Genomic DNA, 20,884 nt, shown 5'->3' on the forward strand with positions numbered 1-20,884 from the left:
GCGCCGTGACTGAACCACCCCCGGATGGGTTTGTTCCCGCGGAGGAGGGGTCCGGGAAGCCGCCCGGCGAAGCGCTTGCGCGCGGGCCTTCTCAATCGGGCGCGTCCGGCGCCACCCGCACCACCACCTTGCCGGTGTTGCGGCCGGCCAGCATGTCGACCAGCGCCGCGGGCGCGTTCTCGAGCCCCTCGACCCGGTGCTCCAGCGCCCGCATGGACCCGTCGGCGAGCCAGCCGCCCACCTCGCGGCGGAACTCCGGCGCGCGGTGGGGGAAGTCCCACACGATGAAGCCGCGGATCTCGATGCGGCGGCTCAGCACGGCGCGCATCACCTCCGGCACCCGGTTCGGCCCCTCGGGCAGGGCGGTGGCGTTGTAGTGGGACACCAGCCCGCAGACCGGCACGCGCGCGAAGCCGTTGAGCAGCGGCAGCACCGCCTCCCACACGGCGCCGCCGACGTTCTCGAAATACACGTCGATGCCGTCCGGGCAGGCCGCCGCGAGCCGCGCGGGGAAATCGGGCGCGCGGTGGTCGACGGCGGCGTCGAAGCCGAAATGCTCAACGAGCAGCCGGCACTTCTCCGCCCCGCCCGCGATGCCGACGGCGCGGCAGCCGCGCTTCTTCGCGATCTGCCCCACGGCGGAGCCGACCGGCCCGGTGGCGGCCGCCACCGCGACGGTCTCGCCCGCCTTCGGCCGGCCGATCTCGGCGAGGCCCGCGTAGGCGGTCAGCCCCGGCATGCCGAGCACGCCCAGCGCCGCCGTGACGGGCTTCGGCGCGGGGACGAGCCGGACGAGGCCCGCCCCGTCCGACAGCGCCGCCGTGCACCAGCCCGCGTCGGCCAGCACGAGGTCGCCCGGCGCGAAGCCGGGGTGGCGCGAGGATTCCACGCGGGCCACGGCCTGCCCGGTCATCACCCCGCCGAGCTCCACCGGCGCCGCGTAGGAGCGCGCGGCGCTCATCCGCCCGCGCATGTAGGGATCGAGCGAAAGCCACAGCACCTCCAGGCGCAGTTGGCCCTGCTCCGGCTCGGGGCAGGGGCGGCGGACGACCTCGAAGTCGCCGGGGCGCGGCTCGCCCTCGGGGCGGCGGCGGAGCAGGACGGCGGTGGAGGGGAGCGGGGCCATGCGGGTCTCCGTCATGTGACATCCGTCCGGTCGCTGCGCGATGCGGATATGGGTTTCGTTCGGGCGCCGCCCGGGCTGCAGGTGCGGGATCCTGCTCTTCCAGCCGGGTTTCGCATCAGAACAGCGCCACCAGCAGCACGCCGAGACTCATCAGCGCGCCGCCGGCGACGCGCCAAGCGTTCAACTCGTGCACCTTGAAGCCGACGAGGCCGTAGTTGTCGATGATCAACGACGTGACGGTGCCGGCCACGACGATGATGCCGAGAAAGGGGCCGGCCCCGATGCTGTCGGCGACGAAGAGCTGGCTCAGCAGCAGCAGCGCCGACAGGAGCCCGCCGACCCACCCCCACCACGGGACCGCGGCGAAGCTCCCGGCGGCCGGCCAGGCGAGGCGGCCGGACGCGAGGCCCGCCGCGGCGAGCGCGAGGGCGCTGACGCCGACGACCAGCAGCGCCGCCAGGAACGGCTGCCCCAGCGCCTTGGACAGGGTGGAGTTGGTGCCGGCCTGGAAAGCGTTGGCGACGCCCGCCACGAGCGCGAAGGCGTAGAGGAAGATCATCGGCACGTCCCGCGGCGGAGCGTGACGCCGTTTCCGTCACACGGTCCCATACGCGCGAGACCGGCACAAAGCCCCACCGCCTTGCGCCGCCGCGCCGCGCCCGCCAGATTGCGCCGCCACGGACACACGGGACATCGCCATGCTGAGCACCATCGCGGCCTTCGACCGCATCGGCGAGGAGAACGCCTTCGCGGTGCTGGCCCGCGCCACCGACCTCGCGCGGGCCGGGCGCGACGTCATCAACCTCGGCATCGGCCAGCCCGACTTCGCGACGCCCGCGAACGTCGTCGAGGCCGCCGTGAAGGCGCTGCGCGACGGCCACCACGGCTACACGCCCGCGACCGGCATCCTGCCGCTGCGCGAGGGCGTGGCGGCCGACCTCCACCGCCGCTTCGGCGTGGACGTGTCGCCGGGCAACGTCGTTGTGGTGCCGGGCGGCAAGGTGACGATGTTCGCCGCCATCCTGATGTTCGGCGAGCCCGGCGCCGAGATCGTCTACCCGGACCCCGGCTTCCCCATCTACCGCTCGATGATCGAGTTCACCGGCGCGCGCCCGGTGCCGCTGCCGGTGCGCGAGGGGAACGGCTTCGCCTTCTCGGCCGAGGAGGCCTTGTCGCTGCTGAACGCGCGCACGCGCCTCGTCATCCTCAACTCGCCCGCCAACCCCACGGGCGGCGTGACGCCGAAAGGCGAGATCGACGCCTTCGTGGCGGGGCTGGAGCGCTTCCCCGACGTCGCCGTGCTGTCCGACGAGATCTACGGCCAGATGACCTACGACGGGCTCGCCCACACGAGCCTGCTGTCCTACCCGTCGATCCGCGACCGGCTGATCATGCTCGACGGCTGGTCCAAGACCTACGCCATGACGGGCTGGCGCATGGGCTACGCCGTGTGGCCCGACGCGCTGGTCGACAAGGTCCGCAAGCTCGCCGTCAACTGCTGGTCCTGCGTCAACGCCCCGGCGCAATGGGCGGGGCTCGAAGCGCTGACGGGCCCGCAGGACGCCGTCCACGCCATGGTGGCCGAGTTCGACCGCCGCCGCCGCGTCGTGGTCGAGGGGCTCAACGCGCTGCCGGGCGTGCGCGCCGCGACGCCGAAGGGCGCCTTCTACGCCTTCCCCAACATCGCCGGCACGGGCTGGCGCGCCAAGCCGCTCGCCTCGGCCCTGCTGGAGGAGGCCGGCGTCGCGACGATCGGCGGCCCGGACTTCGGGGTGCACGGCGAGGGCTACATCCGCCTGAGCTACGCCAATTCGGTCGAGAACATCGAGCGGGCGCTGGCCCGCATGAGCCGTTTCCTCTCAGGGCGGGCGCCCGGCGATCGGAACGGTTGATAAATCGTCAGTCTGCCGACAAAAACCCGTCACATGCCGCTTGTGCGGGCGCGGGTTCCATGGTTTAGGCTGTCGCTCAGAAAAAAAGGCCGCCCCGAAGGACGGCCCAAGTCTAGGGAGGAAACGCCCAAGAAGGGCATGCAGCGCGAACGCTGCATCACTGGTTTATTGTGCGCTGCACAAAGACGCAAGCGCTTTCTCGATCCGGGCTTCCCTCCTGGGTCATGCCTGCATTGCATTTTCAGCGGAGCGGCGGCGCGAAGGGCGCTGCGCATTCCGCTGGCTTCTCCAGGGCCGGCAGGTGGCCGTAGCCGGGGAGGGCGTGCAAGCGCCCGTCCGGCAGCAGTTCCCCGACCGCGGGCAGCACCGGCGCGCCCTCGGCGTCCCACACCAGCAGCACCGGTATCGTCGGCCCGCCGACGCTGCGTGCCATCGCGGTGCGGGCCGCGGCGGCCGCCCTCGCGTTCAGCGGCGCAGCGGGTCCGCGATGGCGCGGCGGGCGATGACCTGGTTGGCGCCGATCACCAGCAGCACGGCGACGAGGTGGGCCAGCAGGTCCGTCGCCGAGGCGTCGAAGGGGTGGTCGAAGTTCAACAGCGTCGCGGAGGCCGCCGCGATGGCGAGCCCCGACACGAGCGCGGTGAGGTTGGGGCGGAGCGGGCAGGCGCGCCGCACCATCACCATCATCAGCGCCATCAGGGGCAGCGACAGCATCACGATGTGGGTGAGGCAGTGGCCGGCCTCGCCGACGGGCCCCATGGGCGACGGGCTCGGCATCCCCCAGGTGCGCAGGCAACCGAGGCCGCTGGCGGAGATCCACATCAGCAGCGTCGGCATCGGCAGCAGGGCCCAGCGCGCGCTGCGGCCCGGCACGCTGAGCTCGAAGGCCGCCAGCGCCGCCAGCACGGCGGTCGCGGTCGAGCCCGCCACGGCGATCCACATGTCGGGCGCCGCGGCGAGACGCTCCCGCAGGGCGGGCAGGTCGCAGAAAAAGCACAGGCCCACCGCCATGGCGAGGGCTGCGCCGATCCAGGCGGCGGCGCGCAGCGGCGGGGACGGCAGGCGCCGCACGGGGCGGAGGTCGGCCGACAGGCGGGCCACCATGGCGTCGAGGGTGCCTTCGTTCGCCATCCGCTTCACTCCGACCCCTCGAAGCGCGCACGCAGCGTCTTCAGCGCGCGGTGCAGGTTGACCTTGAGGGCGACCTTGGTCTTGCCGGTCTCGGCCGCGGCTTCCCCGAGGGAGCGCTGCCGGATGGCCAGGAGCTCCACGGCCTCGCGCTGGCCGGGCGACAGCGCCGCCACGGCCAGGCGGATGTCGCGCCCGCGGTCCTCGCCGTCGAGCGCCGCCTCGGGCGTCGCGCCCGCGTCGGGGTAGCTCTCGTAGGACAGCTCGTCGAAGACCTCCCGCCGGTCCTGCCGGCCGCGGTGGCGCAGGTGGTCGATGGCGCGCCGCTGCGCGATGGCGCTGAGCCAGTTGGCGAAGGAGCGCGTCGGGTCGTAGGTGGCGCGCGCGCGGTGCACGGTGACGAGCACGTCCTGCACCACGTCGTCGACGCTCTCGGGCCGCACGCCGGTGCGGCGCACGACGCGCTTGACGTGGGGGATGCAGTCGCCGAGCAGGCGCTCGTAGGCGGCCCTGTCGCCGTTCTGCGCCGCCGCCATCAGGGCGGACCAGGCAGCGTCGGCCGATGTGCTGCGGGCGGGGGTGACGCGTTCCATGGCGATCCGGACGGGCGCGCCGAGGGCCCCTGTCCTGTATAGTCCTGCGGTCCCTGCCGTCAAAGCCGTCCGTCCCCGTCGCGGCGCAGCCCGCGCCGTCCTCGTCGGGCCTTCGCCCCCGCGGACCCGCGCGTTACGTCGATCGGGGCCTTCGGTTCCCGCGGCACGCGGATTCCGGCTCCGCGCGGCTTCGCCGGGCCTTGCGCCGGCCCTGCGCCCCGCCCGGCCGCGCCCTGAATCCGCCGAACTCCCCCCTCACTCACCGGCCTGCCGTCGCCGGGACGGCGACGAGGATCTGCATGCACCGACCGTCGCCCTCGCGCCGGGGCCGTCGCCCGGCTTCGGTGGGGCTGCTCGCCGCCCTGGCCTGCACGCTGGCCGCGGGGGGCGCCGCGGCCCACCCCCACGTCTTCGTCACGGCCAAGGAGCAGGTCCTGTTCGGCCCCGACGGCAAGGTCACGGGCGTGCGCGCCGACTGGACCTTCGACGACATGTATTCGTCCTTCGTCACCCAGGGGCTCGGCACGCCCGGCCAGCTCCTGACCCGGGAGGAACTGGCTCCCCTCGCCAAGACCAACGTCGAGAACCTCGCGGAATGGGGCTACTTCACCCGCGTGAAGCTGGGTAGCCAGACCCTCGCCTTCGGCGAGCCGGTCGACTACTGGATCGACGAGAGCCCCGACAAGCTGGTGACGCTGCACTATACCCTGCCCCTGAAGGTGCCCGTCAGCGCCGTGCCGGCCGTCAACGTGCAGGTCTACGACCCGACCTACTTCGTGGACTTCAAGATGGCCGAGCGAGACCCGGTGGCGCTGGTGTCGGCGCCCGCCGGCTGCTCGTTCAGCGTGATCAAGCCCCGGCCGCTCGACGCTTCCGACAACCAGAAGCTGACCGAGGCCTTCTTCGCCAACATGTCGCCGGGCACCGACTTCGGCATCAAGCTCGCCTCCAAGGTGATGGTGGCCTGCCCGTGACGCTGCGCCGCCTCGCCGTCCCCGCGGTCCTCGCCGCCGCGGCGGCCATGATGCTCGCCGAGCCGGCCCTCGCCCAGGCCAGGAACCCGTTCAGCGTCGGCATCTCGGAGGGCGGCGGCCCCGCCACCGGCGCCATGGGCTGGATCCTAGCCCAGCAGGGCTGGTTCGAACGCGCGCTGTCGTCCGCCGTGCGGGCCACGCGGACGGACGCTTCCGCGCTGCCCTGGCTCGCGGGCCTCAGCTTCGTCTACGGCGTGCTCCACGCGGCCGGGCCGGGCCACGGCAAGGCCGTGCTGGCCTCCTACATGGTGGCGAACCGCCGGGCGCTGCGCCGCGGTATCGCCCTGTCGTTCCTGGCGGCGCTGCTCCAGGCCGCCGTGGCGGTGGCGCTGGTGGGCGTGCTGTCGCTGCTGTTCCACGCCACCGCGACCGGCATGCGCGACGGCGCCGCCCTGATCGAGACCGTGAGCTACGTCGGCGTGGCGGGGCTCGGCCTGTGGCTCACCTGGCGCAAGGGCGCGGCCCTCGCCCTCGCCTGGCGCGAGCGCCCCCGCGCCGCGCCGGACCTCTTCGCGCCCGCGTCCCCCACGCTGGCCTTCGCGGGGGCGGAAAGCCCGCCCGCGGCGCGCGCCTACCGGCTCGGCGCCCCGTCCTGCGCGGCCCACGAGGCGCCGGCCGGCCGCTCCGCCTTCGCCTGCACGGCCGAGGCCGGCGCCGCCCCGCACCTGCACGGGCCAAACTGCGGCCACTTCCACGCGCCCGACCCCGCGACGCTCGGCGACGGCTTCTCCTGGCGCGACGCGGTCTCGACCGTGGTGGCCGCCGGTGCGCGCCCCTGCTCGGGCGCCATCCTGGTGCTCGTCTTCGCCCTGGCGCAGGGCGTGTTCGCGGCCGGCATCGTGTCGACGCTGGTCATGGCGCTCGGCACGGCCATCACCACGGCGGCCCTGGCCGCGACGGCCGTGCTGGCCAAGGGCGTGGCGCTGCGCCTCGCCGGCTCCGGCGCGGGCCGCGGCGCGCTGGTGGCGCGAAGCCTGGAGTTCGCCGCGGCGCTGCTGGTGTTGGCCGTGGGCCTGTCGCTGCTGCTCGGGGTGGGACCGCTCCAGGGGCTGGCGTGACGGCTCTCCCCGGCCCGCCCCACCGCGCGCCGGGCCCGGACGGGATCGCCGCGGACGGCGAGGGCCGCCGACCCGTCACGGCCCGCCGGCGGCCTCGAGGGCGCTGAACTCCTCCTCGGTGGCGTAGGCCTTCTGCGTGCCGCGGCGCGTGATGGAATCGGCGGCGTAGCGCACCGCCCGGCGCAGGGCGCCGACCACGTCGCGCTCCGCCACGTAGTAGCGCGCGAAGCTGCCGATGAAGGCGTCGCCTGCCCCCGTCGTGTCGACCGGCACGACGGGGTAGGGCGGGATGGGCGTGCTGCCGCCGGCCTCGACCAGCAGCGCGCCCCGGCCGCCGAGCGTCACGATCACGGTGCCGATCCCGCGCGCCATGAGGCTGCGCGCCGCCGCCTCGACCTCCTCCAGGCTGTCCACCGGCAGGCCGGACAGGATGCGCAGCTCGGTCTCGTTCGGCACCAGGAAGGTCGCGGAGGCGATCCGCGCGACGTCGAGCGTGGCCAGCGCCGGCGCGGGGTTCAGCAGCGTCGCGATGCCGTGGCGCCGCCCGAAGTCGAGCGCGGCGTAGACGGTCTCGACCGGCACCTCGAGCTGCAGCAGGATGAGGTCGCAGTCCCTGAGGTCGTCGCCGGCGCGCTCGACGTCGTCGGGCGAAAGGTCGGCGTTGGCGCCCTTGACGATGAGGATCGAGTTCTCGCCCGACGGCTCCACCATGATGGGGGCGACGCCGCTGGACCGGCCCGCGACCGCCCCGACGTGCCGCGTGTCGATGCCGAAGCGCCGGAGGTTCGCGACCGTGCCGTCCCCGAACATGTCGTCGCCGACCTTGGTCACCATCAGGACGTCGGCGCCGAGCTTCGCGGCCGCGACCGCCTGGTTGGCGCCCTTGCCGCCGTGGCCCATCTCGAAGGAGGGCGCCTCGACGGTCTCGCCCTGGTCCGGCATCCGCGTCACGTAGGTGACGAGGTCGACCATGTTGCTGCCGATGACGGCGATGCGCCCTGCCATGGTGTCAGTCTCCCTCCAACCTCAGCGGTCAAACCATTCGACCGCTGGCATGGTCCGCGATGACGCGGGCGAGCGTCTCCGCGGCGGCCCGGTCGGCGTAGCCGAGGCGGGTGATGAAACGGGCCCGCGCGCCGGGGGCGAGGCTCCGCACGTGGCCTTTGCGCCGCTCGGCGGTGTAGCCTTCCGGCTCGCAGGTGCCCGGCATGGCGAAGGCCGCGACGCCGTGGTCGCCGTCCGCCAGGAGCCAGCGCACCGTGTGCGGCATCGCCACCGGGTCGTAGGCCACCGTGAAGCCGTCGCCCTCGCGCCGCCGCAGCATGAAGCGGGCGAGGCCGTCCGCCCCGGGCGTCAGTCCCTTCACGTAGAACACCTGCTCGGGCGAGAAGCGGGACGGGTCGTCCAGCACCTCGGCGCCCGAGGGGTCGGCGGCGAGGCTCCGCAGCAGGGCGCGGTAGCGCTCGCTCGGCACGACGTGGCCCGGCACCGCCGTGCGGGTGACGACGTGCTCGGGGTCGAAGGGCACGGGCTGCACGATGCGCGCCCCTTCCGGAAGGCCGAAGTTGGCGTGGCAGATGTACATGAGGTCCATCGGCGCCGAGGCCCGGTTCTCGACCTCGATCTCCATCGCGAAGTCCGTCGCGGCGGCGCGGAGCGTGACGCGCGGCGCCGCGCGGTAGCGGGCGCCGAAGCCCCGCGCGTAGTCGCGCGCGCCCGTGACGGCGAGCCAGGGGCCGCCCTCGTCCCCGCCCACCTCCAGCCCCGCCGCGTCCATCGGCAGGCAGGGCATCTCGCCGTGGAGCGGGTGGTCGTCTCCCGGGCCGGGCGTGCCGTTGCGCAGGAGCCCCGCGTGGTAGGCGAGGGGGCCGTAAGTGTCGAGGATGGTCGGGCCCGGCCGCGGCGCGTCGAACATGCCGCGCATGGCCAGCTCCACGCCGTCGAAGGCGGCCCGCCACACCATCTGCCCGAGATACGGCAGCACCGTCACGGAGCCGCGCGGGTTGGCGAGGCGGAGCGCCTCGACGCCGGTCGGGTAGCGGAACAGGCTCGCCGACAGGGCGCCGGCGCGCAGCACCGTGCGCTCCTCGGCCGTGAAGTCCTCGCGCCGGAGCGCGACCGTGACGGACGGGTCCGATGCCTCGCTCACAGGCGCCTCCGGTTGCGCGTCACGTTGATGGCGATGACGAGGAGCAGGAACGCCCCCCAGATGAAGTCGATGAGGAAGTTGCTGAACCGGAGCATCTGGAAGCCGGACGACAGCAGCATCAGCGCCAGCACCGCGATGGACACGCCGAGCACGCTGCCGCGCCCGCCGGCCGGGTTGGTGCCGCCCAGCACCGCCACCAGCACGGCCTCGAGCAGGTAGGAGGTGCCGTAGTCCGACTTCGCCGCGTTGGTGCGCCCCGACAGGATCAGCCCCGCGATGCTGGCGAGGAGGCCGGTGAGCACGTAGCTGCGGAACACGATGCGCTCGGTGTCGAGGCCCGCGAAGACGGCCGCCCTGGGGTTGGTGCCGATCAGCAGCAGGCGCGTGCCGAAGGCGGTGCGCGACAGGACGAAGCCGACCGCCGAGGCCAGCACGACGAAGAGCACGAACGGGAAGGCGACCCCCAGCACCTTGCCGTTGCCGATGAAGTCCCAGGCGGCGGGGAAGCCCACGATGGCGGGGCCGCCGGTCAGCACCAGGGCGAGCCCGGTGAAGACCTGGCTCGTGCCCAGCGTCGCCAGGATCGGGGTGATGCGCAGCTTGGCGATGAGGGCGCCGTTCAGCGCCCCCGCGGCGAGGCCGACCGCGATCGCGAGCAGGATGCCGAGCGCGACGGAGCCGAGGCCGAGCGAGGAGGAGGCGCCGGGCGCGAGCCAGTGGAACAGCGTGCCGGCCAGCACGGCGGCGAGGTTCGCGATCCCCACGACCGACAGGTCGATGCCCCCGGTCAGCATCGCAACCATGATCGCGACCGACAGCAGGCCGAGCTCGGGCAGGGTGAAGGAGATCGATTCGAAGTTGTAGTAGCGGAGGAACTTCTCCGGGCTCAGCGCCGACATCACGACGAACACCAGCGCCGTGATGAGCACGAGCTGGACGATGTTGTCGTCCTGGTCGAGGAGGCGGCGGAGGTCGTGGCGAGGCTTGGTGGTCGGCACGCGGTTCGTCGGGATCTGCGCGGTCATGCGGTCAGGCCAGTCGCTTGCGGTCGCGCCAAGCCGTCAGCGCGGTCGAGGACACGATGATGACGCCGACCACGACCTGCTGCCACGTCGTCGCGACGTGCATCAGGATGAGGCTGTTCTTGATCATCACCAGGAGGAACACGCCGAGCAGCGTCCCGACCACGCTGCCGCGGCCGCCGAAGATGCTGGCGCCGCCGAGCACCACGGCGGCGATGACGTCGAGCTCGAAGCCGACGAAGTCGCGCGGGTTGGCGAGCCAGATCATGGAGGAGTGCAGCAGCCCGGCGAAGCCGGCGAGCGCGCCCGCGGTGCAGTAGGCGAAGAACAGCGTGGCCCGCGTGTCGAAGCCCACCCGCGACGCCGCCTCGGGCGCGCCGCCGTAGGCGTAGAGGCTCCGGCCCATCATGGTGTGGCGCAGCACGAGGTGGATCAGGAGGGCCAAGGCGCCGTAGACCAGGATCATGGCCGACAGGCCGAACCGCGTGCCGTCCGCGTGGACCACGCCGACGACGTCCTGGCTGCCGAAGGCGATGAGCTGCGGCGGGAACTTGTTGATGTTGACGACGCTGGTGCCGACGAGCCCCAGCAGCAATCCGCGCACGACGCTGGCCGTGCCGAGTGTGACGATGAGCGGGATCATCCGGAAGGTGCGGATGAAGAAGGCGTTGAAGGCCCCGAGCGCGAGGCCGATCGCCGTCGCGGCCACGAAGGGCAGCACCACGCCGGGATAGCCGGTGTCGACCATCCAGCGCACGACGAGGTACATGGCCGCGACCGCGAAGGCCGGGAACGACACGTCGATGCCGCCCGAGATCATCACGAGCAGCACGCCGAGCGCCATGATGCCGGTGACGACGTTGCTCTTCAGGAGCCCGAACAGGTTGTCGAGGCTCCAGAACGCCGGGTTGACGGCGCCGATGAGGACCATCGCGGCGGCGAGGACCAGGGCCACGACGGCTTCGGGGCGGCGCAGGAGCGACAAGGGGGGCTACCTCAGGTTCTTCAACGCGGCGCCGACCGTGTCCTCGGACGCGGTGCCGCCCTCGAAGCGGTCGACGAAGCGGCCGCGGTGCATGAGGATGATGCTGTTGCAGTGCTGGAGCAGCTCGGGCACGTCGTCCGAGATCATCAGCACCGCGAGGCCGTCGCGGACGGCGAGGTCGCGGATGATGCGGTGGATCTCCGCCTTCGAGCCGACGTCGACGCCGACGGTCGGGCCGTTGAGGATGAGGATGCGGGCTCGCGTCATCAGCCAGCGCGCGATCACCACGCGCTGCTGGTTGCCGCCCGACAGGTAGCCCACCGGGGTCGCGCCGCTGCGCGTCGCGATCTGCATGGCGGCGATCATGTCGTCGCTGGCGCGGGCCGCCCGCGCCCGGTCGACCGTCAGCCCCCGCGTCATCCGGTCGAGCGAGCTCGCCAGCATGTTGCGGGCGACGGACTGCGTCAGGAACAGCCCCTCGCTCAGCCGGTCCTCCGGCACGTAGGCGATGCCGTGCCGGATCGCGTCCTCGACGCCGCCGAGGCGCACGGGCTGCCCGTCGATGCGGACCGTGCCGCCGTGGTCGGGGCGCAGGCCGAAGAGCGCGAGGGCGAGCTCGGTCCGCCCCGACCCGATCAGCCCCGACAGGCCGACGACGTCGCCGGGGCGCAGCGTGAGGTCGACGCCCTCGACCGCCCCCGGCACGGTCAGGTTCTCGACCGCGAGGCGGGGCGGCAGGCCCGCGTGCCCCGGCGGGCGGACGTAGACCTCGTGGCTGAGGTCGTGGCCCGTCATGTGGCGGGTGATCGAGGCCTCGGTGAAGCCGCCGATCGGCCCCTCCACCACGACGCGGCCGTTGCGCATCACGGTCAGGCGCTCGCTGATCTCCAGCATCTCGCGCATCTTGTGGGACACGAACAGCACCGCGACGCCGCCCTTCTGGATCGTGCGGGTGATGTCGAGGAGCCGGTCCACCTCGTTGCGGGTGAGGGCGGTGGTGGGCTCGTCCATGACGATGAGGCGCGCCTCCGCCTGCAGGGCGCGGGCGATGGCGACGATCTGCTTCGCCGCCGTCGGCAGGCTGCCCACCTCGGCGCCGAGGGGCAGATCGATGCCGAGCCGGTCCAGGGCCGCGCGGGCGATGGAGCGGACCTCGCCCCAGCGCAGCGTCCGCCGCCGCTCCTTGAGGAGGCCGTTCATCGCCAAGTTCTCGGCGACGCTGAGGTTCGGGAACAACGACAGGTCCTGGTAGATCACCTGGATGCCGCGGGCCACGGACCCGGCGGGCGTGAGGCGCCGCACGGGCTCGCCGTCGATCAGCACCTCGCCCTCGTCGGGCTGGTAGACGCCCGACATGACCTTGATGATCGTCGACTTGCCGGAGCCGTTCTCGCCCGCGAGGCAGTGGATCTCGCCGCGGCGCACCGACAGCGACACGTCGTCGAGCGCCTTGATGCCGGCGAAGCGCTTCCCGACGTGGCGGAGTTCGATCAGGCTCGTCGCCATGCCGGGCGGTCCCGGTTCCGCGGCCGGCGGCGTCAGAAGTTGTAGTCCTTCATGTTGGCGGCGTTCACGCCCACCCAGCCCGAGCCGTACAGGATGTTGGGGCGGCTCGGGTCCGGCACCTTGAGGTCGGTGTAGCCCGGCAGGCCGAGGTCGAGGCCGGCCTTGATCTGGGCGCCCTTCTTCTGCAGCACCATGACGGCGAGCTCGTCCATGGCGTAGCCGGCGGCGGCCGGGTCCCAGAACTGGATGTAGTCGATGTCGCCGTTCTTGATGTACTGGCCCGCCACGGACACGAGGCCGGTGCCGGAGAAGAACACCTTGCCCTTGAGGTTGCGCTCGGCGATCAGCCGCCCGGCGCCGGCCGAGGTCGGCATGGGCGCGCCGAGGATGCCGGTGACCTTCGGGTAGGTGGTCAGCGCCTCCTTCAGCTTGTTGTAGTCCTGGTTGGCGTCGTCGTAGGTTTCGAGGCGCCCGGTCACGAGCTTCATGTCCGGGAAGTGCTGCTTCTGGTACTCGACGGCGCCGTCGATCCACTCGTTCTGCGACTTCGAGGTCAGGCTGCCGACGGTCGCGACGTAGTCGCCCTTGCCGCCCATCTGCTGGCCGAGCTTCTGCATCAGCATGGCGCCGTAGGCCTTGTTGTCGAAGGCCTCGATGTCGAAGTCGACGTTCTGGATGTTGGAGGCCTCGTGGGAGATCACCACGATGCCGCGGTCGCGCGCCTTCTTGAGCACCGGCTCGACGGCCTCGACCGAGAAGGGCACCACGCAGATGGCGTCGACGCCCTGGGCGATCAGGTTCTCGATGATCTCGACCTGCGCGGCCGCGTCCGCCTGGCTCGGGCCGACCTCGTAGGCGTCCTGGCCGGTGTCGGCCTTGAACTGCTTCACGCCCTCGCGCATCCGGTCGAACCAGGCGATGCCGTCGACCTTGACCACGGTGGCGATGGTGTAGGCCTTGCCCGTGGCCGAAACGCGGATGTCCTTGGTCACCTTGGACGTGTCGAGCGGCCCCTCGGCGCGGGCCGCACCGAGCGAGACCGTGAGGGCCAGGGCCGCGACGGCGGCGGACGACAGCAGCTTCAGCATGTTCCGTTCCTCCCGAATGACTTGATTTTTTGTGATGATTATATCAACGATGTGAACATCGCACCGCCGAGGACGACCGTCAAGCGTGTCCGCACCGCCCAAAATCGCGCGCAAAGGCCGCCCCTCCGGGGGCGGGAGTCCCGGCCGGCTCGACGCCCTGGCGGAAGCGCTCAGCGGCCCCGGCGTGCTCCGCCTGAGGGACGCCGCGCGGGTGCTCGGCGTGTCCGAGATGACGGTGCGGCGCGACGTGGCCGGCGTGCCGGAGCGGTTCAGCTACCTCGGCGGCTACATCGTCCCGCGCACGGCGGACGGGCCCTACGTCATGGCCGAGGAGCAGGGCACGCATTCGGCCGCCAAGGCCGCGGTCTGCGCCCTCGCGGCGGCGACCGTGGAGGAGGGCGACACGATCTTCGTCGACTGCGGCACGACCATGCCGCACCTGGCCCGCCACCTCGCGCCGGGCCTCGCCGTGACGGTGGTGTGCTACGCCCTCAACATCGCCGTCCCGTTCGCGGCCCTGCCGAACGTGCGGCTGATCCTGCTCGGCGGCCTCTACAACCCGTCGTCGGCGTCCTTCTCGGTCGACGACGGCCTCGCGACGCTGGACCGCCTCGGCATCAACAGGGCCTTCATCTCGGCCGGCGGCGTCCACGCCGAGAAGGGCGTGAGCTGCTCGAACTTCCACGAGATCGCGGTGAAGCAGGCCGTGCTGCGCCGCGCCGTGCACCGGACCCTCGTGGTCGACGGCAGCAAGCTCGGCAAGGTGCGGCCCGCGCCCTTCGCCGGCCTCGACGCCTTCGACGCCCTCGTGACCACCGGCGCGCCGGATGCCGCCGAGGGGCAGGTCGAGGCCGTCCGGGCCGCCTTCTCCGGGCCGCTCCTGCTGGCCGGCCCGGCCCGACACTCCTGACCTTCCCATCGAGGCGGATCATCATGGACGACCAGACCGCATCCGCGACGGCAGAGCCCGCATCCGGGCGAACCGCGACCCACCCGCCCCCCCGCAACCCCGGCACCGCGCTCCAGCCCGACTGGTTCGACGGCGTCGCGGTCAACCTGTCGGCCGCCGAGCGGCGGGCCGCGACGCTCGGCGCGCGGCGGTCGGTGAAGAAGGAGTTCCAGGCGGCCTGGCTCGTGAAGGCGCTCACCTGCATCGACCTCACCACTCTGGCCGGCGACGACACGCCGGGCCGGGTTCACCGCCTCTGCGCCAAGGCGCGCCGCCCGCTGCGCCCCGACCTCGTCGAGGCTCTCGGCCTCGCCGACGGCCCGCCGACCGTCGGCGCCGTCTGCGTCTATCCCACCATGGTGCGCCCCGCCGTCGCGGCGCTCAGCGGGTCCGGCATCCCGGTGGCCTCGGTCGCGACCGGCTTTCCGGCCGGCCTCACGCCGCTGCCGCAGCGCCTCGCCGAGATCCGATACGCGGTGGGGGAGGGCGTCGACGAGATCGACATCGTCATCACCCGCTCCCACGTGCTCCTCGGGGAATGGGCCGCGCTCTACGACGAGGTGGCGGCCATGCGGGAAGCCTGCGGCGACGCGCACCTCAAGGCGATCCTCGGCACGGGCGACCTCAGGACGCTGCGCAACGTGTACAAGGCCAGCACCGTCGCCATGCAGGCCGGGGCCGACTTCATCAAGACCTCGACCGGCAAGGAGGAGGTCAACGCCACGCTGCCCGTGAGCCTCACCATGGTGCGGGCCCTGCGCGACTACGGCGAGCGGACCGGCTACCGGGTCGGCTTCAAGCCCGCGGGCGGCCTCAAGACCGCCAAGGACGCGCTCAACTGGCTGGTGCTGATGAAGGAGGAGCTGGGCCGCCCCTGGCTGGAGCCGGACCTGTTCCGCATCGGCGCCTCCTCGCTGCTCGCCGACATCGAACGCCAGATCGAACACTGGGCGACGGGCCGCTACAGCGCCGCCGCCCACCACGCGATGGCGTGAGGAGAGGGTCCCCCCATGCCGCAGGTCAGAAACATCCTCGACACCATGGATTACGGCCCCGCCCCCGAGGCGTCCGACGTCGCGCGCGCCTGGCTGGCCGCCCACCGGGGCGGCTTCGGCCACTTCATCGACGGCGCCTTCACGGCGCCGGGTGAGGACGCCTTCGAGGTCATGAACCCCGCCACGGGCGAGGTGCTCGCCACCGCGGCGCAGGGCTCGGCGGCGGAGGTCGACGCGGCCGTCGAGGCCGCAACCCGCGCCCTGCCGGGCTGGTCGGCGACGCCGGGCCACGTCCGGGCCCGCCACCTCTACGCGCTCGCCCGCCTGGTGCAGAAGCGCGAGCGCTTCCTCGCCGTGCTGGAAACGCTCGACAACGGCAAGCCCGTCCGCGAATCCCGCGACATCGACGTGCCCCTCGTGGCGCGCCACTTCACCCACCATGCCGGCTGGGCCGAGCTGATCGAGTCCGAGTTCCCGGGCCGCGTGCCGGTCGGCGTCTGCGGCCAGATCATCCCCTGGAACTTCCCGCTGCTGATGCTGGCGTGGAAGGTCGCGCCCGCGCTCGCGGCCGGCAACACCCTGGTGCTGAAGCCCGGGGAACACACGCCGCTGACCGCGCTGGCCTTCGCGGAGATCTGCCGCGAGGCGGGGCTGCCGCCGGGCGTCGTCAACATCGTCACCGGCGACGGCCGGACCGGCGAGGCGCTGGTGCGCCACCCGGGCGTCGCCAAGCTCGCCTTCACGGGCTCGACCGAGGTCGGGCGCCGGATCCGCGAGGCCACGGCCGGCTCCGGGGTGAAGCTCAGCCTGGAGCTCGGGGGCAAGTCGCCGTTCATCGTCTTCGCGGACGCCGACCTCGACGCCGCGGTCGAGGGCGTGGTCGACGCGATCTGGTTCAACGGGGGGCAGGTCTGTTGCGCGGGCTCGCGCCTGCTCGTGCAGGAGGGCGTGGCCGAGCGCTTCACCGCCAAGCTCCGCCGGCGCATGGGCACCCTGCGCACCGGCGACCCGCTCGACAAGTCGACCGACGTCGGCGCCATCGTGGCGCCCGTGCAGCTCGACCGCATCCGGAGCCTCGTCGCGGCCGGCGAGGCCGAGGGCGGCACCCTGTTCCAGGCGGAGGCGGACCTCCCCGCCGCGGGCTGCTTCTTCCCGCCGACGCTGTTCACCGACGTCGAGCCGGCCTCGACCGTCGCGACGGAGGAGATCTTCGGCCCTGTCGCGGTGGCGATGACGTTCCGCACCCCCGACGAGGCCGTGGCGCTCGCCAACAACACGCGCTACGGCCTCGCGGCCTCGATCTGGTCGGAGACCATCGACCTCGCGCTCGACGTCGCCGCCCGCGTGAAGGCCGGCGTCGTGTGGATCAACGCCACCAACGTCTTCGACGCCGCGGCCGGCTTCGGCGGCTTCAAGGAGAGCGGCTTCGGGCGCGAAGGCGGCCGCGAAGGGCTCGAAGACTACCTGACCTGGCCCGCGCGCGAGGCGGAGCGGGCGCCGCCGGCGGCCCGGCCCGTCGGCCTCTCCGCCCTGCCGGCGGGCTCCGCGGCGGGCTCCGCGGCGCTGCCCACGGTCGACCGCACGGCGAAGCTGTTCATCGGCGGCAAGCAGGTGCGGCCGGACGGCGGCCACAGCGCGACGGTGTTCGGCCCCGACGGGACGCCGCTGGGGCAGGCGGCCCTGGGCAACCGCAAGGACATCCGCAACGCCGTCGAGGCGGCCGAGAAGGCGGCGGGGTGGAGCGCCGCGACCGGCCACAACCGCGCGCAGGTGCTCTACTACGTCGCCGAGAACCTGTCGGCCCGCGCGGCCGAGTTCGCGGACCGGCTGAGGCTGATGACCGGCGCCTCCGCCGAGGCGGCCGCGCGCGAGGTGGAGGCTTCCGTCCGCCGGACGTTCTTCTACGCGGCCTGGGCCGACAAGTACGACGGGCAGGTCCACGCGACGCGCGCCCGCCACGTGACGCTGGCCATGAACGAGCCCTTCGGCGTCATGGGCCTCGTGTGCCCCGACGAGGCGCCGCTGCTCGCGCTCGTGTCGCTGCTGATGCCGGCCCTCGCCATGGGCAACCGGGCCGTCGTGGTGCCCTCGCCGGTCCATCCCCTCGCGGCCACGGACCTCTATCAGGTGCTGGACACCAGCGACGTGCCGCCCGGCGCGGTCAACATCGTCACCGGCGAGCGCGACGCTCTGGCCAAGACACTGGCGGAGCACGACGGCGTGGCGGCGCTCTGGTACGCCGGGCCGCGGGACGGCATCGCCGCGGTGGAGCGCGCCTCGGCCGGCAACCTGAAGCCGACCTGGGCGATCGCTCCCCCGGCCCGCGACTGGTTCGACCCCCGCGACGCGCAGGGGCGCGAGTACCTGCGCCGGGCCACGCAGATCAAGAACGTGTGGGTGCCCTACGGGGAGTGAGCGCGGCTGGATCGGGCGCTGCGCCGCGAGGGTTGGCGGAGCCGCGATTTCGCCCCAGACTGCGGGTCGGCGGAGGCGACGTCCGCGCAGGACGGGCCGCCCGGCCCCGCGCGGGGCGGCGGTGAGGGGAGGGGAGCCGTGGCGATCACGCTCGGGGATGCGGGGAGCGTCGGCGTCGATGCGGGGCGCCTCGGCCGGATCGACGCCCTCATGCAGGGCTACGTCGACCGCGGCGTCTACGCGGGCATCGCCACCGTGGTGGCGCGCCGCGGCACCCTGGTGCACGCCGGCTCCTACGGCTGGAGCGACCGCGAGGCGGGCACGCCCATGGCGCCCGACACGGTCTTCCGCCTCTACTCCATGACGAAGCCGGTCGTCTGCACGGCGCTGATGACGCTGGTCGAGGAGGGCCGGCTCACCCTCGTCGACCCCGTCGCGAAGCACCTGCCCGCCTTCGCGGGCGTGAAGGTGCGGGCCGGCGACGGCAGCCTCGTCGACCCCGCCCGGCCGATGACGGTCGGCGACCTCATGGCCCACACCAGCGGCCTCACCTACCACTTCCTCGGCGATTCGCCCGTCTCGAAGATGTACGACGCCGCCCTGATCCAGCGCGCCGACGTGCCGCTCGCCGAGGCGGTCGACGACCTCGCGCGCTTCCCCCTCGCGGCCCATCCCGGCTCGCGCTGGATCTACAGCGTCGGCATCGACGTCGCCGCCCGCGTGGTCGAGGTCGTGGCCGGCGCGCCGCTCGGGGACGTGCTGCGGGCGCGCCTGTTCGCGCCGCTCGGGATGGCCGACACCGGCTTCGGCGTGGCCGAGGCCGCGCGCGGCCGGCTCGCCGCCATGTACGGCCGCCCGGACCTCCTCCGCCCCGGCGTGACCTCCCCGGCCGCCCAGGCCGCCTGGGCGCAGGGCGAGAACAGCCGGGTCGACGTGTCCCGGACCTACCCGGTCGACCGGCCGGAGGTGTTCCAGCGCGGCGGCCACGGGCTGTTCGGCACGGCGGGCGACTACCTCCGCTTCGCGCAGATGCTGTGCGACGGCGGCACGTTCGAGGGGCGGCGCATCGTCGGGCGCAAGACGCTGGAGCTGATGCACGCGAACCGCATCCCCGCGGCGCTGATGCCGCTGGAGATCGGCGGCGTCCCGCTCCCGGGCTACGGCTTCGGGCTCGGCTCCCGCGTGCTGCTGGACCCCGCGGCCAGCGCCGCGCCGGGGTCGGCCGGCGAGTTCGGCTGGGCGGGCGCCGCCAAGACGCACTTCTGGGTGGACCCGAGGGAGGGGGTCGTCGCGGTCTTCATGGCGCAGTCCCTGATGAGCTTCGACGCGCCCGAACTCGCGATGCGCGCCGTCGTCTACGGGGCGCTGGACTGAGGGGCGCAGGGCAGGGCCGGGAGCCGCCGGGCCAGGAGGGCGCCGCGCCTTCGTCGTATATGTTCATAAGGTATATAGACGAAACGGGGATGGTGCTCTAGGAGTCGGCCGGGAGATGGAGCGGGAACGTGCCTGCCGGGCGCCCCTCGCTCCGTCCCACGGAGCACCCCCGCCATGAAGCGGTTCATGCAGGATCTCGGCGACCTGACCGGCCTCGACATCGCCGCGGCGGTGCACTGCGCTCCGGCTCGGGCCGCGGCGACCCGCTCGGATGCGGTCCCGCCCGGTGCCGCGCTCGCCCGGGGGGCGCTGCGCTGGCTGGGCCTCGCCGCCGCGGGCGACGGGCGCCGTCGCGCCGGCGGATCGTCTCCGGTGCGGGGCTGAGGGGAGAGGGGCCGGCGGGACGGGATCGGAGGGGCCGCGGGCCGCCGTCCGGCGTCGTCGCGCCCTCCTCGGTGACGCGCCCGAACCAGACCTGTAGGCTTCCGCGATGACCCCCGAGTCCACGTTCCTCTGGTACATCCCCAACCAGGCCGAGGCCGGCCACCGGGGCGACGTCGCCGAGCCCGGCCACAACGGCCTCGATACGCTGACCCGCCAGGCGCTGACCATCGAGGAGCACGGCTGGACGGGCGCGCTGCTCGGCACCGGCTGGGGTCGGCCGGACTGCTTCACGGTGGCGGCCGCGCTCGCGGCCCGCACCACCCGCTTCGAGCCGCTGGTGGCGATCCGCCCCGGCCACTGGCAGCCCGCGCAGTTCGCCTCGGCGGCGGCCACGCTCGACCACCTGACCGGCGGCCGCGTGCGCGTGAACGTCGTGTCGGGCCGGGACGACTTCGCGGCCTACGGCGACACCGAATCCGACCCGGCCCGCCGCTACGCCCGCACGGCGGAGTTCATGCGGCTGGTCCGCCGGCTGTGGACCGAGGAGGGCGTCACCTTCGCGGGCGCGTTCTACCGCGTCGACGCCTCGACCGTCGTGCCGCGGCCGGTGCCGCTCGGCGAGCGCCGGCACCCCGCACTGTATTTCGGCGGCGCCTCGGACGCGGCGGAGCGGGTGGCGGCGGCGGAGGCCGACGTGCAGCTGTTCTGGGGCGAGCCGCTCGACGGCGTCCGCGAGCGGATCGAGCGGCTCCGGGCACTCAGCCGGGACCTCGGCCGCGACCTGCCGCCGCTCCAGTTCGGGCTGCGCGTCACGACGCTGGTCCGCGACACGACGGAGGAGGCCTGGGCCGACGCCGAGGCCAAGGTGGCCGAGATGGCGCGGCGGGAGGGGGCGGGCTGGCACGACCACCGGCGTGAGAGCGCGGTGGGTCAGCGGCGGCTCCAGGACCTCGCGGCGCGCGGCGACGTGCTCGACGACAACCTTTACACGGCGCCCGGCCGGTTCGGCGGCGGCGGCGCCGCGACGACGTGGCTGGTGGGCTCGGCCGCGGACGTCGCCGGCTCCCTGGCGAAGTACAGGGACCTCGGCGTCACGCACTTCATCCTGTCGGACACGCCCTACCTGTCCGAGATCGCGCGGCAGGGCCGGCACCTGCTGCCGCTGCTGCGCGGCCGCTGAGAGCCG

At 73.3% G+C, this 20,884-nt stretch carries 20 protein-coding genes; 9 read left to right on the forward strand and 11 right to left on the reverse strand.

Annotation, left to right across the window (positions count from 1 at the left end; genetic code table 11):
• Positions 1–91 precede the first annotated feature (91 nt).
• Both L7N97_RS15850 and L7N97_RS15855 read right to left on the reverse strand, forming a co-directional pair.
• Positions 92–1,126 carry an NADP-dependent oxidoreductase gene (locus L7N97_RS15850; RefSeq protein WP_237479280.1) on the reverse strand — a complete coding sequence of 345 codons (1,035 nt, stop codon included), beginning with the start codon at positions 1,124–1,126 and terminating at the stop codon, positions 92–94.
• A 115-nt stretch (positions 1,127–1,241) separates the two neighbouring features.
• Entirely contained in the window at positions 1,242–1,685 is a 444-nt protein-coding gene (locus tag L7N97_RS15855; protein ID WP_237479281.1) for a DMT family transporter, read from the reverse strand.
• A gap of 139 nt (positions 1,686–1,824) precedes the next feature.
• On the opposite strand from L7N97_RS15855, the gene L7N97_RS15860 reads away from it, so the two are divergent.
• Positions 1,825–3,018, forward strand: a complete 1,194-nt coding sequence (locus L7N97_RS15860) for a pyridoxal phosphate-dependent aminotransferase (protein ID WP_237479282.1) — start codon at positions 1,825–1,827, stop codon at positions 3,016–3,018.
• A gap of 241 nt (positions 3,019–3,259) precedes the next feature.
• On the opposite strand, the gene L7N97_RS15865 is transcribed toward L7N97_RS15860, so the two are convergent.
• From L7N97_RS15865 to L7N97_RS15875, 3 genes are read right to left on the reverse strand one after another with little or no spacing between them, the layout of a single operon-like run.
• Positions 3,260–3,451, reverse strand: coding sequence for an alpha/beta fold hydrolase (locus tag L7N97_RS15865; RefSeq protein WP_237479283.1), 192 nt, complete (start codon positions 3,449–3,451; stop codon positions 3,260–3,262).
• A gap of 32 nt (positions 3,452–3,483) precedes the next feature.
• Positions 3,484–4,149, reverse strand: coding sequence for an NrsF family protein (locus L7N97_RS15870; protein WP_237479284.1), 666 nt, complete (start codon positions 4,147–4,149; stop codon positions 3,484–3,486).
• A 5-nt stretch (positions 4,150–4,154) separates the two neighbouring features.
• Positions 4,155–4,739 carry an RNA polymerase sigma factor gene (locus L7N97_RS15875; RefSeq protein WP_237479285.1) on the reverse strand — a complete coding sequence of 195 codons (585 nt, stop codon included), beginning with the start codon at positions 4,737–4,739 and terminating at the stop codon, positions 4,155–4,157.
• 299 nt (positions 4,740–5,038) lie between these two features.
• On the opposite strand from L7N97_RS15875, the gene L7N97_RS15880 reads away from it, so the two are divergent.
• Positions 5,039–5,713 carry a DUF1007 family protein gene (locus L7N97_RS15880; RefSeq protein WP_237479286.1) on the forward strand — a complete coding sequence of 225 codons (675 nt, stop codon included), beginning with the start codon at positions 5,039–5,041 and terminating at the stop codon, positions 5,711–5,713.
• Complete coding sequence (locus tag L7N97_RS15885; protein WP_237479287.1) at positions 5,710–6,831, forward strand: nickel/cobalt transporter; 1,122 nt, start codon at positions 5,710–5,712, stop codon at positions 6,829–6,831. Before L7N97_RS15880 ends, L7N97_RS15885 begins: the two co-directional genes overlap by 4 nt.
• A gap of 75 nt (positions 6,832–6,906) precedes the next feature.
• On the opposite strand, the gene rbsK is transcribed toward L7N97_RS15885, so the two are convergent.
• The 6 genes from rbsK to L7N97_RS15915 are packed head-to-tail and all read right to left on the reverse strand — an operon-like array spanning position 6,907 to position 13,581.
• The gene (gene rbsK, locus L7N97_RS15890; RefSeq protein WP_237479288.1) at positions 6,907–7,836 is read right to left on the reverse strand and encodes a ribokinase; all 930 of its coding nucleotides are present in this window, start codon (positions 7,834–7,836) and stop codon (positions 6,907–6,909) included.
• Positions 7,837–7,864: 28 nt separating this feature from the next.
• On the reverse strand, positions 7,865–8,980 hold the full coding sequence (locus L7N97_RS15895) for a DUF4432 family protein (RefSeq protein ID WP_237479289.1): 1,116 nt from the start codon (positions 8,978–8,980) through the stop codon (positions 7,865–7,867).
• A complete protein-coding gene (locus tag L7N97_RS15900) occupies positions 8,977–10,005 on the reverse strand; it encodes an ABC transporter permease (protein ID WP_237479290.1) in 1,029 nt (342 codons plus the stop codon). Before L7N97_RS15900 ends, L7N97_RS15895 begins: the two co-directional genes overlap by 4 nt.
• Before the next feature lie 4 nt (positions 10,006–10,009).
• A complete protein-coding gene (locus L7N97_RS15905) occupies positions 10,010–10,987 on the reverse strand; it encodes an ABC transporter permease (protein ID WP_237479291.1) in 978 nt (325 codons plus the stop codon).
• 6 nt (positions 10,988–10,993) lie between these two features.
• Entirely contained in the window at positions 10,994–12,493 is a 1,500-nt protein-coding gene (locus L7N97_RS15910) for a sugar ABC transporter ATP-binding protein (protein ID WP_237479292.1), read from the reverse strand.
• 32 nt (positions 12,494–12,525) lie between these two features.
• The gene (locus L7N97_RS15915) at positions 12,526–13,581 is read right to left on the reverse strand and encodes an autoinducer 2 ABC transporter substrate-binding protein (RefSeq protein WP_237479293.1); all 1,056 of its coding nucleotides are present in this window, start codon (positions 13,579–13,581) and stop codon (positions 12,526–12,528) included.
• 85 nt (positions 13,582–13,666) lie between these two features.
• On the opposite strand from L7N97_RS15915, the gene L7N97_RS15920 reads away from it, so the two are divergent.
• The 6 genes from L7N97_RS15920 (at position 13,667) to L7N97_RS15945 (ending at position 20,878) form a co-directional block, all read left to right on the forward strand.
• On the forward strand, positions 13,667–14,491 hold the full coding sequence (locus L7N97_RS15920) for a DeoR family transcriptional regulator (protein WP_237479294.1): 825 nt from the start codon (positions 13,667–13,669) through the stop codon (positions 14,489–14,491).
• Between the two features lie 23 nt (positions 14,492–14,514).
• Positions 14,515–15,525, forward strand: a complete 1,011-nt coding sequence (gene deoC, locus L7N97_RS15925; RefSeq protein WP_237479295.1) for a deoxyribose-phosphate aldolase — start codon at positions 14,515–14,517, stop codon at positions 15,523–15,525.
• Between the two features lie 15 nt (positions 15,526–15,540).
• Entirely contained in the window at positions 15,541–17,940 is a 2,400-nt protein-coding gene (locus L7N97_RS15930) for an aldehyde dehydrogenase family protein (protein WP_237479296.1), read from the forward strand.
• Positions 17,941–18,078: 138 nt separating this feature from the next.
• Positions 18,079–19,314 carry a serine hydrolase domain-containing protein gene (locus L7N97_RS15935; protein ID WP_237479297.1) on the forward strand — a complete coding sequence of 412 codons (1,236 nt, stop codon included), beginning with the start codon at positions 18,079–18,081 and terminating at the stop codon, positions 19,312–19,314.
• Positions 19,315–19,488: 174 nt separating this feature from the next.
• Positions 19,489–19,698 carry a hypothetical protein gene (locus L7N97_RS15940; protein WP_237479298.1) on the forward strand — a complete coding sequence of 70 codons (210 nt, stop codon included), beginning with the start codon at positions 19,489–19,491 and terminating at the stop codon, positions 19,696–19,698.
• A gap of 106 nt (positions 19,699–19,804) precedes the next feature.
• Positions 19,805–20,878 carry an LLM class flavin-dependent oxidoreductase gene (locus L7N97_RS15945; RefSeq protein ID WP_237479299.1) on the forward strand — a complete coding sequence of 358 codons (1,074 nt, stop codon included), beginning with the start codon at positions 19,805–19,807 and terminating at the stop codon, positions 20,876–20,878.
• Positions 20,879–20,884: the final 6 nt, after the last annotated feature.

It is taken from the genome of Lichenibacterium dinghuense, from assembly GCF_021730615.1.
Lineage (GTDB): Bacteria > Pseudomonadota > Alphaproteobacteria > Rhizobiales > Beijerinckiaceae > Lichenihabitans > Lichenihabitans dinghuensis.